General features: G+C 40.6%; 12 protein-coding genes. 1 reads left to right on the top strand and 11 read right to left on the bottom strand.

The window, feature by feature from the left end; genetic code table 11:
* The 3 genes from VUI23_RS01030 to VUI23_RS01020 all read right to left on the bottom strand — a co-directional run bounded on the left by VUI23_RS01030 (position 1) and on the right by VUI23_RS01020 (position 3,415).
* Positions 1–495 carry an aromatic-ring-hydroxylating dioxygenase subunit beta gene (locus VUI23_RS01030; RefSeq protein ID WP_342806316.1) on the bottom strand — a complete coding sequence of 165 codons (495 nt, stop codon included), beginning with the start codon at positions 493–495 and terminating at the stop codon, positions 1–3.
* A complete protein-coding gene (locus tag VUI23_RS01025; RefSeq protein WP_342806314.1) occupies positions 492–1,751 on the bottom strand; it encodes an aromatic ring-hydroxylating dioxygenase subunit alpha in 1,260 nt (419 codons plus the stop codon). Before VUI23_RS01025 ends, VUI23_RS01030 begins: the two co-directional genes overlap by 4 nt.
* Before the next feature lie 233 nt (positions 1,752–1,984).
* Positions 1,985–3,415 (bottom strand): DUF3336 domain-containing protein, encoded by a 1,431-nt coding sequence (locus VUI23_RS01020; RefSeq protein WP_342806312.1) that lies wholly within the window; start codon positions 3,413–3,415, stop codon positions 1,985–1,987.
* Between the two features lie 288 nt (positions 3,416–3,703).
* Between VUI23_RS01020 and VUI23_RS01015 the strand changes: the two genes are divergently transcribed.
* Positions 3,704–5,230: a wax ester/triacylglycerol synthase family O-acyltransferase gene (locus VUI23_RS01015; protein WP_342806310.1), complete on the top strand. Its 1,527-nt coding sequence runs from the start codon at positions 3,704–3,706 to the stop codon at positions 5,228–5,230.
* A 19-nt stretch (positions 5,231–5,249) separates the two neighbouring features.
* On the opposite strand, the gene VUI23_RS01010 is transcribed toward VUI23_RS01015, so the two are convergent.
* The 8 genes from VUI23_RS01010 to VUI23_RS00975 all read right to left on the bottom strand — a co-directional run bounded on the left by VUI23_RS01010 (position 5,250) and on the right by VUI23_RS00975 (position 14,524).
* The gene (locus VUI23_RS01010) at positions 5,250–6,182 is read right to left on the bottom strand and encodes an alpha/beta hydrolase (protein WP_342806308.1); all 933 of its coding nucleotides are present in this window, start codon (positions 6,180–6,182) and stop codon (positions 5,250–5,252) included.
* A 24-nt stretch (positions 6,183–6,206) separates the two neighbouring features.
* Positions 6,207–6,791: a cytochrome c oxidase subunit 3 gene (locus VUI23_RS01005; protein WP_342806306.1), complete on the bottom strand. Its 585-nt coding sequence runs from the start codon at positions 6,789–6,791 to the stop codon at positions 6,207–6,209.
* Between the two features lie 361 nt (positions 6,792–7,152).
* On the bottom strand, positions 7,153–7,935 hold the full coding sequence (locus VUI23_RS01000; protein WP_342806304.1) for an enoyl-CoA hydratase/isomerase family protein: 783 nt from the start codon (positions 7,933–7,935) through the stop codon (positions 7,153–7,155).
* A gap of 31 nt (positions 7,936–7,966) precedes the next feature.
* Positions 7,967–9,631, bottom strand: coding sequence for an acyl-CoA dehydrogenase family protein (locus VUI23_RS00995; protein WP_342806302.1), 1,665 nt, complete (start codon positions 9,629–9,631; stop codon positions 7,967–7,969).
* Between the two features lie 80 nt (positions 9,632–9,711).
* A complete protein-coding gene (locus tag VUI23_RS00990) occupies positions 9,712–10,557 on the bottom strand; it encodes a hypothetical protein (RefSeq protein WP_342806300.1) in 846 nt (281 codons plus the stop codon).
* The gene (locus VUI23_RS00985; protein ID WP_342806298.1) at positions 10,554–11,777 is read right to left on the bottom strand and encodes a CoA transferase; all 1,224 of its coding nucleotides are present in this window, start codon (positions 11,775–11,777) and stop codon (positions 10,554–10,556) included. Before VUI23_RS00985 ends, VUI23_RS00990 begins: the two co-directional genes overlap by 4 nt.
* Before the next feature lie 57 nt (positions 11,778–11,834).
* Positions 11,835–13,037 (bottom strand): acetyl-CoA acetyltransferase, encoded by a 1,203-nt coding sequence (locus VUI23_RS00980; protein WP_342806296.1) that lies wholly within the window; start codon positions 13,035–13,037, stop codon positions 11,835–11,837.
* 32 nt (positions 13,038–13,069) lie between these two features.
* Positions 13,070–14,524 (bottom strand): 3-oxoacyl-[acyl-carrier-protein] synthase III C-terminal domain-containing protein, encoded by a 1,455-nt coding sequence (locus VUI23_RS00975; RefSeq protein WP_342806294.1) that lies wholly within the window; start codon positions 14,522–14,524, stop codon positions 13,070–13,072.
* Positions 14,525–14,699 lie beyond the last annotated feature (175 nt).

Below are 14,699 nucleotides of genomic sequence, written 5' to 3'. Positions count from 1 at the left end.
TTAAATTAAGAACGAAATAGTATTAAGTGCTTTGTCGTTGTTGACCAAAACGACTTTTTTGAATGCCATTTTCAACTCACCTTCAACACGTCGTAAAGTATGCAAATTGCTACAGGCCCAAACGGAGTCGCCACGAGTGGCAGAATCAAAAATGATCACATTGCTAGCCACTTTAATTTCTTCTCCTTCGCTTTCCAAAAGTTCAATGTTTGAAACTAAGCGGCGTAGATTGGATGGGGGCTCAACAATGAACCGTTTTCCTGTATAGAATTGTCTTACTCGCAACGCAATTCGAGACCGATTGTCGTAAATAATTGACATCTCTGTTTCGGGATCAATGTCTGCGCCATTGGCTGGTACCCAGTAAATCCCGTCGTCGGTCCACAGAGACTCCCAGTCATTGTATTGACGGTCATCAGCTAAACGAGCCTCACGATATAAAAATTGCTCTACTTCTCGAAGTAAATCATAATCAACTTTCGAACTCAGCATCATTGAGCCTCCATCATTTTTTTGTAATGCTTCCAAATTCCGCGGGAAGGAAGATCATCAGTTGAATCACCGACCAAAAATCCGTCATCATCTAACCGTTCACGGTGATCACCGCGGCCATTATATGTAAATGCCGGCTGTTGAGCCTGTAGACCAAGCTGATTGCGTTCATACATTTCAGAATCATCTGCAAGTAAAAAACCAGCAGGTCCAACCGAGCCCATTGTTTGCTGACGCAAGCGACGATTAATATCTGGGGATCCTTTAAACTGAATTGCCGTAACGTGTTGAATACTTTCACTTTCTGAAATTGGTTGAATTACAAATATCTGTATTTCAGCAATAAACAAATTAGGAAAAATCATTACATGGGGTGTACCGTCTATCATGATCTCTCGCGCCTTTTCAACGCCATATTTTTCTTGCATCTGCTTTACATAATCCGGCAAACGACTTGCATTGGTATTAAACCAACTAAGCTCTTCATCACGTTTACGAAATTCAGGTCTTAGATCAATCTCAGTGTGTCCATTGCCATAGTCACGGCTCAATGAAGTCGACTTATCGCCATAAAGTTCATTAATTCTGCTATCCATTGCCTGAAATACTGAAGCATGGACAAACCCTGGGTGATAACCGTCGGTTTCATTTTCAACCATCAACTTCCAATTTGCTGCGACTCTATGTTGAAGGTAACCAGCTGTAATTTCAATTTCGCCAGAAGGAGAGTTGGCAAGTAGACGGTCAATAGTTTCTTTAGCCCCTCCCAAATGTTCTTCTAGAGTAGGTCCAGTTTCAGCAAAACTACCAAACACGAAACCACCATAACTAGCAACGCGAGTTACTCTCCCTAAGCCAAGCTTGGTTTTATCTGCGTTTTTGAATCCATCAGGGAAAGCTTGTCCCATCAGTCGACCATCTGTAGCAAAGGTCCAAGAATGATACGGACAAGTGAAGGACTTGGTGTTTCCTTTGTTCTTGACGCAAACTTGGTTGCCTCTGTGAGAACACCGATTTAATAATAAATTTATTTCGCCGCTACGGTCGCGGGTCATAATCACAGGTTCCGGACCAATAGACTTCATTATGAAATCATTTTTATTTGGAACTTCACTTTCATGACCAACATATACCCAAGTGGTGTACCAGATTTTTTTAAGCTCTTCTTGGTAAATGTCTGGGTCGTTGTATAACTTCCCACTTACTCCATCGGTGTGAATAAGCTCGCCCCATTTAGACGCTGCGTTTTTTTCATTCATCGTTTTAAACCCATGTTAGTTCTCTTGTGAAACTAACAATAATTTAATTTTTAATAGAAGTCCATAACTATTGAAGGTAATTTTTAAGCATAAGATTAAAAAGCTTTTCGACCTTGAATTGAATCACTGCTTTCATGCGGTATAACGGCGGACTAACCCCAACAAGGCGAAATCCAAGTTGAATATACTGAAGTGTGATTGGTTTAAAACAGGAGTTGATTTAGTTTCTGAGGTTACTTATTGTAGTCTCGATTAATCATTTCTAGAGTGCGGCTAATCATAGTCTGTAACTTTATTGCTTCAATTTTTGGCCATGAGGATTTTTCGCCGTTATTTATAAGTTCTAGGATTTCATCTTTGCTTCTATGTGATAGGAATCTAAACGGGTTATACAACTTTTTGTGAGGTAGAATGTTAATGTTGCCTAGATAAATTTGAGAAGCCAATGATGAATAAGTTCTCAATGCTTTGGATAGGAAGTCATTAGAACGCAGAGGCTTTTGTAACACTTTTTCGCCTGCTAAACTCCAGTCCTTCGCGGTTTTTTTGAATGTATCTTTGAAAATATTGGTTAAGCTATTTCGCTTCCCAGTCTCACTGATAAAAGGCAATGCTAAAGGGTTTGTTTGGCTCACTATATAATGATTTACACCGTATAATCTTGCCACCTTTTTGATTGGCAAATCCTCGCTCAATGACCCATCAACCCACTTGCGAGTCGGCAGATATGCTTGCTTTTCGCCTTTTTCATTTTTGGCCGCTAATGTCACTGATGGAAAAAATCCAGGTGCTGCACAAGAAGCTAATATTGCCTCACGAATAAGTACATTGGGAGAGGCGATAGCATTCAATAATCTAGAATTCTGATGCTGCTCTGCGGGTGCAATAGAGATATTTAGATGTATACCAGTAAGTTCATAGGCTTCATGAAAGGTAATGTCTGGAATTAAGCGCTTTAAATGCTTAACTATTTCTTCAGAAGCCATATTATCTGAACTGAAAAATGACAGCTTCTGAAATAAACTTTCTTCACGTTCTGCTTCTAATTTTAAATATTCTGTGTCAAATATCCTCTCAAGAGCATTGTGAGAATGGGTAGCAACTAAAGATGCAACCAGTGCTCCCCCGCTGGATCCAGAAATTATATTTGGGAGCAAGTTCTGCTCCCACAGAGACTTAACAACCCCTAGATGGAAGTACAATAAAGTCCCAGCGCCACTTAGCATTAATGCAGTTTTACCGAAGCATTGACTTGCGCGCTCAAAAAATTCGGATTTCTCTCGGTAAGATATGTCTTTCACTTCTGAGCTAGCTAAGTAAATTAACGAACTTGCAATCTCATTAATATAATCTTCAATTAACGTTTTAGTGCCAACATTAGCTACTTTATATAGGGCCTCATTTCCTATGCCGGCCATATTACCGTGAATACCCTCATTCAACGTAAATAAAAGACCGTGATTATCTCCAATACGTCTAAATATCCGTAACCTTTCTAAACGAACGCGTATGGCTTTGTAGTCATATAAACTAGTCTGATCTTTGCTTCTCCAAAGATTAAGTCGGCTTGTTTCATCTTTTTTGAGAGCGGCCTTTTTCCAATCATTGTAATTTTTCGCTTGTTTCATTTTTTCATTAACACTGTTTTTAGTGTCTAAAAGCATTTTAAAACCCCATTACAATTTTCGTTTAAGACCAATATCCTTATTTTGAATTTTTCCAATAGTGACTACTAAGGATTCCCTTCAGAACTTTTTTGCTATAACCTGACAAAATTAGTTCTCAATCAAAACTTACATATCTATGTTAAATTAGAATAGAAAAATAGCAATTCGAATAATTAAAAATTTTAGTAATTAACTAATCAAACAGAATTTATGTTAATTAATTGAAAATTAAATGTATACTAAGTTTTCATTTAAAACCCACTTTGGCTGAATATGAATAAATCGATGAGACTTATAGATGCAGCATGGTTTTTAGTCGAGAAACCGAATGCGCCGGCGCATTTTGGACCACTAATTATTTTATCGAAACCAAATAATGTTGAAGACACTTATGTCCGAGATTTAGTGAATGAATGGAGGAAGTATAATCATGGATATCAACCTCCATTCAATTACAAATTGTCAATGTTGCCCACCCCCAGTTGGGATATTTTGGCTGATAGTGATATTGACTTAGAGTACCACCTAAGACATTCCGCTTTACCTGCTCCAGGCGGCGAAAAAGAGCTGGGCGAACTTGTATCTCGTCTTCACTCGCACCCTCTTGATAGAGACAAACCCTTATGGGAATGCCATGTAATTGAAGGACTGGAAAATAATCGATTTGCGTTGTATTTAAAACTTCATCATGGCCAGATGGATGGGATGGGGACTGTTAAGTTGATTCAAAACTCCTTTTCACTATCTCCTCATGACAAACAACTCCCACCTTGGTGTTTTAACGTTATTAAGGACTTGGAAAAAAATCCAAACCTTTCAGAGCTCTCTGAACAAGTTACTTTTAAGCCATCCTTGGTGAATAAATTAATTAAGACTGCAAGCTCTACAACGCAATTTTCACAACGCGTATTGTCCTTTTTATATAGTGCGTACGTTAAAAAGATGCCAGAAGTAGCCGCGCCTTTCAAAGCACCGGATACACTGCTAAATGGGAGAATTCATGCCTCACGACGCTATGCAACTCAGCACTATCCATTAAGCACCTTAAAGAATATAGCTAAAACAGTTCAGGTCAGCATAAACGATGTTTTCCTAACCATCTGTGGAGGTGCACTTCGTAAATATTTATCAGAACTTAATTCTTTGCCAGATAAGGATTTGATAGGGCAAGTGCCTGTCAATATTAGACCTAAAGATGGTGATGCGATTGGTAACTCGTTAGCGTTTATATATTCAAACCTCGGCACCACAATTAGCGACCCTATTGAGCGGTTATTGGCTATACATAAATCAATCGAATCAGGAAAAAGTGTTCAAGAAAGCCTGCCAGAAGAAGGAGTAGAGCTTTTTAGCACTATGTTATTGAGCCCCTATATGACTGAGATTATTCTAGGCTTAGGTGGGCATGTTTCTCCCGCAGCAAATATGGTTATTTCAAATGTCAGGGGGCCTAATAGGTACTTATTTTTTAAGGATGCTAGGGTTGAACACATATATGGGCCTTCAGTGTTATTTCATGGTCAGGCATTGAATATAACCATGTCAACTTATGTCAATCAGGTTGATATTGGCTTTACTGGTTGTAGAGAAACCTTACCCTCAATGCAAAAACTAGCTGTTTATACTGGTGAAGAATTGGTCAAACTAGAAAGAGCAGTGAATGCATTGGATGATCAAACAAAATATAAAATTGATATCGAACGACGAATAGCAGTTTCTCGCAAAGAATCAGTTGCCCCCAACCAAAAAATAGATGAACTGAATGCTAAAATAGATAAATTAACTGAACAAATAACTAAGTTATCCAAATAACCTAAAGTAATCTGTTAATTTACGATCCTATTTTGTGCAAGAATGTAAGATACTCTATAGCCGATTTTTTTGGTGATTCCATCATTGGAATGTGTCCGTCATTGTCATGAATAATCAATGTTGCGTGCTTTATTTTTTCATTTAGGACATGTGCACAACTGACATCAAGTAATTGATCTTGCAACCCCCATAAGATTAGGACAGGTATCCTAATCTTAGCTAACTCTTCGTTTAGTGGCGGTTCTGTTACCAATGCCCAAAATATCTTGTCATAAAAATCGTAATTCTGAGACAACTGATTAAATAAATCACGCTTAAAAAGCTTAGGTATCCAAATTGACTTGTGCATAGTGATTGAAAGCAGCTTATCCAGTTCTGAAAATTCAGTCACTAAAAGCGGGTTGTTTTTTTGTGCAACTGCCAATTCTAATTGAGAGCTTTTTTTACTTTTAATGCCTGCCGCATTCATCAATTGAAGTGAACTAAGATAATTAGGATAATCAAGAGCAAACTGCAAAGCAATCAGTCCCCCCATCGAGTTACCCACAATATGGACTTTCTCCAGGGACAATTGATTTACAAACCTATCAATACGCTTTACTTGAGAAGCAACGGAATAATCCATCGTTTGATCTTTTTTCGTATCTCCGAAACCAGGAAGATCGGGCATAATAACGCGATAATTTTTTTTCAGATAATAACCATACAATAACCAATTGTCTTTGTTTGCTCCGAATCCATGCAAAAGAACGATTGATTGTTTGTTGTCTCCTTTAGAGTCGAGATAATGCCATCGATATCCATCGATCAACATTGTTTCGTACTTAAAACCTAAGAGTTTGCGAGAAATGCTGAGTATAAGGTCAATTTTTCGTTTTGGTTTAACCAATAACCACAACAACACTGACATAAAAACTAATACCGCAATAACCAACATTGTTGATGTATTCATTCAATTTCCTTGCGGTTTAATGGATTAAGGGAGTAAATACAACAACGGAAATAACAACAACCAAACGATATCAATCATATGCCAATAGCTCGTGCCGCTTTCGAAGATACTCTCTTTCATACTATGAATTCCAGAGCTGGAAATTCCATACAGAAAGTAACTAAGCACCATCAAGCCGATAAACACGTGCATCAGATGAATTCCAGCTAACGTGTAATAAAAAATGTAAAAATCGTGAGAATCAAAATACCAGCCATTATCTAACATAATCAAAAACTCCTGAATTTTTATCGCACAAAATAGTGCACCAAAAAACCAGCTAATTTTTAAAAACAAACACACTTTTGCTTGGTTCTGAGATCGGTATGCACTTACTGCTGATGCCACAAAAAAAGAGCTTAGAACAAGAATTAGGGTATTCGTTAAACCGTACCCTGTTAGCAAGTTATGTTGAGCCTCTATATATTGATCATAGGATAATTGCCTGAAATACACGTAAATAGCGAAGCATAAGGTTAATATAGTCATCTCACCAAAGATGATATACCAAACTATTTCCTCACCGGGAGAACTACGTTTTGCCTGAGTATTTGCTGTTAGCGTGTGCATACAAATTCCTTGTTAGTAAGCGGTCTCTCAATTTAACGCGACAAAACCCAAATAAGTAATCAATAAAGCTGACCCGCCTAGTATCAGCCAAGAATAGCTAATAAATTTAAGAACACCCGAAGCCCTCCTTACTTCCATAAAATGAAACATGACTAGCCACACTTTGAGAAAAGCCAACAAGATAATAATTGCACCTAATGTTTGATAACTAACGCCCCCGAAAACATGACTAAAAGCAGTGCCTCCAGAAATTAACGTTATTATTATCAACGCAACTAAGGTTAGAAAGTTGTGATTTTTAATAAAAGTAAACATTTTTTAGGACATCTCCATTCTAGCGCTGAAACATACCCAGTTACCTTTAGTCGACTTTGAGATTCGTAAAGTTCGCGTTTCGTTTTTGTACAAATGCGTCGTAACCTTCAGCAAATTCAGCATGCAATAAACACTTCGATTGTGTTTCTTCATCACTCGCCAATTCTTCATCCAACGTTGAGGCAATAATATTTAGCCTGGCTTTCATAAGACCTAAAGCGGCTATCGGTAATTTGCTCAGTTGACTAGCTTTTTCAATTGCCGTTTCCATGACTGAATCCTTAGCGACCACTTCATCAACTAAGCCCGTCATTTCTGCTTTATTAGCCGGTATTTTTTCGCAGGTCATAAGCACTCTTTTTGCGAATGTAAATCCAACTCTACGAGGCAAAGAGCGTAAAATCCCCCAATCTGGCACCAAACCAATTTTCAAGAACGGGAACATCACAAACGCATCATCCCCCATAACAATGTAATCCCCTAACATAGCTAACCCTACGCTGTTTCCTACACCCATCCCCTCAATCGCAGTAACTACAGGTATTTGAGCTTCAGCAAATGTGCGACTCAATAATCGACCATGTCGCATTCTTTCGCGAGCTTGTTGCTCGGTTAAATTTGCCATACTCCCTATGTCTCCGCCAGCAGATAAAATCCCTTCAACACCACCGAAAACCAGAGCGCGATTGTTTTTATCACTAAAAATAGTTTGTAAACCCTCTATCAATAATTGCCGCGTATTGTGGTCAAGGGCATTACGTTTTTCTGGGCGATTAATGCGAATTCTGGCAACATGAGGGGCAGGATAATCAATTAACACTGTGGACATATTTCACCTTTATAAATTGTGACTGTTATCGTTAAGCTAACAGACTGCGAGCGATAACCTGCGCTTGAATCTCTGCTGCTCCTTCAAACACATTTAGAATGCGAGCGTCGCATAAGACTCGGCTAATCGGATACTCCACCGCATAACCATTGCCGCCATGAATTTGTAAAGCGTTATCAGCACAAGACCAAGCTAAGCGAGCACCAAGTAATTTGGCCATTCCAGCTTCAACATCTGTACGTTGACCCGCCTCCTTAGTTCTGGCTGCACGATACGTTAGCTGTCTAACCAAGGTTAACTCGGCAACCATCCAAGCTAACTTTCCGTAAACACGAGGAAAAGCCAGAATTGGTTTACCAAACTGCTCCCTGTCGTTTGCGTAGTTAAACCCTAGTTCGAAGGCATTGTGGGCTACTCCAACTGCCCTTGCGGCGGTTTGGATTCGAGCAGATTCAAAAGTTGCCATTAGTTGTTTAAAACCATTACCTTCACTGCCACCTAGGGCATTCTCGAGGGGGACTTCAAAATTATCGAAACCTAATTCATACTCGCGCATTCCACGATAACCGATAACATGTATTTCGCCACCAGACATTCCTTTAGCAGGAAACGGCTCAACTTCTGTCCCTCTTGGCTTTTCTGCAATTAGCATGGTTAATCCCTTGTAACCAGGCTCATTGAGATCCGTGCGAACTAACATTGTCATCACATCTGTTCTAGCTGCATGAGTAATCCACGTTTTATTTCCCGTAATCTGATAGACATCATCAGTTTTCACGGCGCGGGTTTTCAATGACGCTAAATCAGAACCGGTATTCGGCTCAGTAAACACAGCAGTAGGTAGCATTTCTCCCGAGGCTAATTTGGGGAGATAGTGATTTTTTTGCTGTTCTGTGCCGCCTTGCTTTATCAATTCACAGGCAATTTCGGTTCTAGTTCCTAGGGAGCCAACACCAATATAGCCACGAGAAAGTTCCTCAGTAATGACACACATAACATCTATGCCCATTCCCATGCCACCATACTCTTCAGGTACGGTAACACCGAAAACACCTAAATCAGCCATTTGCTGGATGATGTGTTCTGGAATTAGTTCGTTATTATCGTGCCAGTTAGACGCATAAGGAGTAACTTCTTCATCCGTAAAGCGACGGAACTGATCTCTGACCATATCGCAAGTTTCGTCTAGCCCATCATTACCAAGCCCCTGCACTAACCCTCTCTCTGAAATCACTTCGATAATTGCAAGTTTAAAGTCATGTTCAAGGGAAGCATCAATGATACTTTTAACTGAAGGAGAGGCGAGCAAGTCAAACGCTTCTGTTTCAGCACCAAAGTGTCTAGGCCGGATCACTTCATCTTGGCTCATCGAAATACCCGCCCCAATTTGGGATAGGTATTCAGCAAAAGCTAAGGCGATGATAAGCTGCTCAAGGTACCCAAAATTATCTTCTTGTTGCAATGAATCAGCCCAGTTATAAGTTGCTTGCAACGCATCTTTGTAACAAGCAAGCCATGCAAATCCATGAACGCAATGCTGTTGTTTTTCTATTTTTTGCGAATCGATTTTACCATTAGGCTGAACTACTCGAGTGCGCAGTTTTTCTCTGACGTTAGCGTAATAAGCTTCAACTTGAGTAACTGCATCGCCATAAGTTGATAAAGGATTCAATATTAAAGATGTAATGTTCGACATAGTTTAAACTCTTCAAATAAGGCAAAAAAACTCGTTTTTACCTGTTCTAAATAAAATGATGCTGCCAGTAATTTGCATGGCTACGCAAATGAAACCTTTGCATTTACAGCGACTTCTCCAGCCGGTGTATAAGCTACAAGATTGACGTTGTCGTTATCTTCTAAATTCCCACGAGTACGAATTGTCTGTCCGCAGAAAAGCGGCGACTGTGCTCTGAAACTAAAACTTCGCATTTGCCTTTCACTGTTTCGACGTACAGTTTCTGATAACAAAATTGCGGTTAACGGGCCGTGGACAACAAGTTGTGGATAGCCTTCTTGTTTTTTCGCATACTCTAAGTCGTAGTGAATTCTGTGACTGTTAAATGTCAGTGCTGAGAACCGAAACAGGGTCGTAATATCAGTCGGTAAATCGAGGGACCATTTGGCCTCCTCCACTTTATTGACTTCGTCAGCAAGCGGTGTTGGCGATGTTGGTTTAGCGACCTCTGGTAAATACACAAAATCCCGTTCTTCACTGATACAAAGCGCTGAATTCTGACTATATTTAAATTGCACGGTCACTATATAGATTTTGCCTTGGCGCCCTTCTTTTATTTGGATATTGGAAACCGTTTCCTCAAGTGTTGCTGGCACCTCAAGTTTGAGCGGTTGGTGGTAGTGAGTACGCCCACCAGCGAACATTCTTCGAGGATGAGGAACTGGCGGCAAGAATCCGCCTTTCACAGGATGACCATCCGCGCCTATTTCACTTTGCGGCACTCGTTCTAGAAAATACAGCCAATGCCACAAACCTGGTAAATCTGCTGAGGGCTTTAATTCTGGCATATTCAGCACTGCTGCTAATGCGTTAGCTGGCCACGTATCTAGATTAGCGTTTGTTTTACGGGTTTTACCTATCCAGTTTGAAAAGTCGTGTTCATTCATTTTGGCGCACCTGCTACTATACCCTCGTCATGAAGCCTTCCGATTTCGACAGAAGTCAAACCCATTACATCAGCCAATATTTCATCGGTATGCTGACCTATCACCGGCGCTGGGCTAGCGGCTTTGCGTTCTTCTTCAGAGAAGCTTAGAGGTGTACTTGCAATGAGGTGCGGGCCTACGCCTGGCTGTTCAACGGTGTTAAACATTGGATTCTTTTCGGAACAACGGGGATCCTCTGCTACCAATTCAATGAAGTCTTGATAAACATCCCAACACACTCCATGGGTATCAAATATTTCGCGAATTTGTTCAAGTGTATGTTTCTGACACCAACGTTCGAAAAACTCGGCAATAGAAACTCGGGCTTCGTAGCGATGCTCGTCGATATTAAAATCAAGTTCCAAGATACTTTGTAATTGCTGCATTTTTTCAGTCAAATCGCATGCTTTACAAAGTACTTGCCATTGCTTATTCGAGATAGCCATAGCTGAAATACGTCTGCCATCACGTGTACCGAAATCACGACCAAATGCACCATGAACAAAATTACCATTCACGGGACGTTGCTCACCATTAATTTGCGCTTCTGCAATATGACCCAAGCTGCCGACGACTGACAAAGCCATATCGGATAATGCCAGTTTAACCTCTTGCCCCAAACCACTTTTCTGACGATACATTAAGGCCGACGTCACCCCTAAAGCAGCTTGCAAAGAACAAGTAACATCCCAAGCAGGAAGAACATGGTTGACGGGTTTGTCTCTGCTCGTAGGGCCGGTAACAAAAGGAAAACCTACTGCACAATTAACGGTATAATCTACAGCTGTAGAGCCATCGTAGTTGCCAGAGATTTCTATTTTTATCAGATCATTACGATGTTTTCGTAATGCTTCGTAGGTCAACCATTTGACTCCAGCAAAATTGGTCAAAAATATACCAGCTTGTTCACCAGGCTGGGTGATAAGTTGCTGAATTAACTCACGCCCCTGAGGGTTCTTTAAGTCAACAGCAAGAGAACGTTTGCCTTTATTCAAACCTGTCCAATAAAGACTTCTACCGTTATTTTTAGCTCGTGGCATACGGTTGTAATCTATACCACCGCCAATTTGGTCGAACCGAATGACATCTGCACCTAGTTGCGCCAAACTCATACCGGCCATAGGTGCAGCAATAAAAGCAGAACCTTCAACCACACGAACACCTTTTAGAACAGAAGACATAGTCACTCACTTAATTATGTTAATCGTTTTTCTCATGGCTAAAGCAATCAGTAAGAGTTAAATCCCTTCTTTGCCTACAATCGCGACTGAACACGCGTTCTGAGAGGGTTGTCCACCTAAATTATGAATCAAACCTGTTTTGGGGTCGTCAAGTTGCCGTGCACCAGCACGTCCCTGCAACTGCAAGTACATCTCGTACAACATTCTCAAACCACTGGCACCAATCGGGTGCCCAAAACACTTCAGACCTCCGTCTATCTGGCATGGTATTTTGCCATCAGCGTCATAAAAACCATCCATCACATCCTTAATTGCACCGCCTTGCTCTGATATAAACAGATCTTCCATAGTGACCAATTCTGTAATAGAGAAGCAATCGTGTACTTCCAACATGCTAATTTGATCTCTTGGTTTAGTAATTCCAGCTTCTTTGTATGCGCGCTGAGCAGCAATGCGAGTGGTATGTACATAACTGCCATTCCATTCATTTGATTGCATTTCCCACCCATTAGACACGCTTACTTGTAACGCTTTAAACGTTACCAGGTCTTTTTTACCTAACGATCTAGCAATTTCAGGCGTCGTTACAATTAATGCTGCAGCGCCATCAGAAACACCACAGCAATCAAACAAACCTAAAGGCTCGGCAATTATCGGCGCTTTGAGTACCTGCTCTTCGGTAATGATTTTTTGTAAGTGCGCCTTGGGGTTTTTCGCTCCATTAGCATGACTCTTTACAGAAACATGAGCGATTGCGCGTTTTAAAAGTGCAGGGTCAACTTTATGGTGAGCTTGATAAGCAGAGGCTAATTGCGCAAAATTAGCAGGAGCAGATACCGTTGGATACCACTGTGGAATCAAAGTACCGATGCTAGGCAAAGGTAAACCGCCATAGCCAGTATCCTTGAGCTTTTCCACGCCAACAGCTAAAGCAATATCACAAGCCCCTGAAGCAACAGCATAACTCGCGGCTCGAAATGCTTCTGAGCCGCCAGCGCAAAAATTTTCTACCCGAGTGACACCTATATTCGGCAAACGCAGAGCTATCGACATGGGCGTGCCTCCACGACCTGTTCCTACGTCATCCATATGTGTTGAAAACCAGGCAGCATCGAGTCTATCCAGGCCTATACCTGCATCTTGCATAGCTTCATTAAAAGCTTCTACCATTAAATCTTCTGGACTGGCATCCCAACGTTCGCCAAATTTTGTACAACCCATCCCTAAAATTGCAACTTTGTCTTTAATACCTGCAGCCATTGTGCATTCCTCTTAAACTAAAACAGTGATGACTAAATGGAAGCCTTAACCGGCGTCGCTTTCCAAAAGTAACGCTTGAAACCGCGCTGCCTGTCGATATCTTTGATGCGAAAGACCATTTCCATTTTTTTGTTATTTTCCACATCACCTTTTGCTACATCAGTAAATTCCATTAATAGCCGTCCTCCGCCGTCAAAGTCGACCATTCCATATTGATTTGGTGGCGACATTGAGAAACTAAGATAATCTGCAGACCAACTTGCAACTGATGCGGTAATATCAGCCAATTTGTAAGGAACTTGCGTATCTTGTAAGGGATTTTCCGTATCGTATGAAATTCGAGTTGGTGGGAAGAAAACGAGCCCTGTTTCTTTGCAACGACCAGCAATGAATCCGGTAATCATATTTTTATGGCGGTAAAGTGTGCTCAACGCCGTTTTTTTATCCTGTTCCCCTCGCATTCCTTTTTCTAACTCTATCTGGTCGTTATAGGCTAAAAATCTCGTGTAACTTGACTCCTCAACACCACGAGAAAGCCAACCAGAAAAACCTCTTTGTGGTTTAAACGAGTTTATTTTGTCAGTAACTTTGAATACTAAAGCGTCGGCCCCTTGACCAAATTGGGTTATAACAATAATGTCGCCAGAATTCGCTTTTTCTAACGTTCTACTTAACATTAGAAGACCATGAGCGGCCCCAGTATCTCCAACTTCTGCAGCCAAATTATCTACTACAGCATCGTTTTTAATGCCGCATATTTGAGCAATTTTTGCATCTAATTTTTTAAAAACAGTGGGGAAAATGAAATGATCGACGTCGCCTGCATCAACCCCTGCTTTAGTGAGAGCGGAAGCCACTGTTTTAGGTACTATTTTACTAATACCTTCATCACGAACCCAACGCTCTTCCCAGTTATAATCAACGTCTTGGTCGAAAGCCCGAAAATGATCAACAAAATCATCCGTTATTGTTGCTCCGGCTAAATATTCAGCTAAGACATCATTGTTACCTAACAATAATGCAGCAGCTCCATCTCCAAAATCTAATTCTTGGGTACTAGCAACTCTCGCTTTACGCTTATCTGCAGCAACGACCAATGTATTGTTGCCGCTACTTGCACTTCTCAATGCTTGAGATACCGCTGACATTGGCGCCCGCAATGAACCTGTAATATCTAATGCTTCAATATTTTCATTCAGAGTCAGAGCGGCTGCCATAAGTCCAGAATTTAACCGATCAGCAAATGGCAATGTAGTGGAAGCTAAATACACACTACTTACATGGCTTCTATCATTATCCTTACCCAAGCAATCGCGCGCAGCAGCGACAGCCATTGTGATGCTATCTTCATCCCAATTAGCCATAGTTCTTACGCCTTTTCCTTTACCCTTCAAACCAGGGGCAAACCAAGCATTAGCTTGAACAATAGCACTACGATTTAACCTGAGGCGCGGTACATACGCACCGTAAGCAGTAATACCAACCATCTCTCGGACTCCAACTTGTTTACTATCAATTTTTAATTTTCATCAATCAAATCATTAACCGTCTAACCGGTCTAATTTAAACTTAACACACTTAACATAAGTTTCGCAATAGAACTTAACTTGAGCATGCAAAAATTTACCTTGTATAAAAACTCCAAAGAAATACTAAGACAAA

The sequence above is a fragment of the Alteromonas sp. M12 genome (genome assembly GCF_037478005.1).
Lineage (GTDB): Bacteria > Pseudomonadota > Gammaproteobacteria > Enterobacterales > Alteromonadaceae > Aliiglaciecola > Aliiglaciecola lipolytica_A.
Note: the sequence above shows the minus strand (reverse complement) of the source record. Positions and strands in the feature narration are given on the sequence as shown.

Bases quoted from the DNA above. Each gene is read 5' to 3' on its own strand.
- VUI23_RS01030 (WP_342806316.1), bottom strand. From the start codon at position 495: ATGATGCTGAGTTCGAAAGTTGATTATGATTTACTTCGAGAAGTAGAG.
- VUI23_RS01025 (WP_342806314.1), bottom strand. From the start codon at position 1,751: ATGAATGAAAAAAACGCAGCGTCTAAATGGGGCGAGCTTATTCACACC.
- VUI23_RS01020 (WP_342806312.1), bottom strand. From the start codon at position 3,415: ATGCTTTTAGACACTAAAAACAGTGTTAATGAAAAAATGAAACAAGCG.
- VUI23_RS01015 (WP_342806310.1), top strand. From the start codon at position 3,704: ATGAGACTTATAGATGCAGCATGGTTTTTAGTCGAGAAACCGAATGCG.
- VUI23_RS01010 (WP_342806308.1), bottom strand. From the start codon at position 6,182: ATGAATACATCAACAATGTTGGTTATTGCGGTATTAGTTTTTATGTCA.
- VUI23_RS01005 (WP_342806306.1), bottom strand. From the start codon at position 6,791: ATGCACACGCTAACAGCAAATACTCAGGCAAAACGTAGTTCTCCCGGT.
- VUI23_RS01000 (WP_342806304.1), bottom strand. From the start codon at position 7,935: ATGTCCACAGTGTTAATTGATTATCCTGCCCCTCATGTTGCCAGAATT.
- VUI23_RS00995 (WP_342806302.1), bottom strand. From the start codon at position 9,631: ATGTCGAACATTACATCTTTAATATTGAATCCTTTATCAACTTATGGC.
- VUI23_RS00990 (WP_342806300.1), bottom strand. From the start codon at position 10,557: ATGAATGAACACGACTTTTCAAACTGGATAGGTAAAACCCGTAAAACA.
- VUI23_RS00985 (WP_342806298.1), bottom strand. From the start codon at position 11,777: ATGTCTTCTGTTCTAAAAGGTGTTCGTGTGGTTGAAGGTTCTGCTTTT.
- VUI23_RS00980 (WP_342806296.1), bottom strand. From the start codon at position 13,037: ATGGCTGCAGGTATTAAAGACAAAGTTGCAATTTTAGGGATGGGTTGT.
- VUI23_RS00975 (WP_342806294.1), bottom strand. From the start codon at position 14,524: ATGGTTGGTATTACTGCTTACGGTGCGTATGTACCGCGCCTCAGGTTA.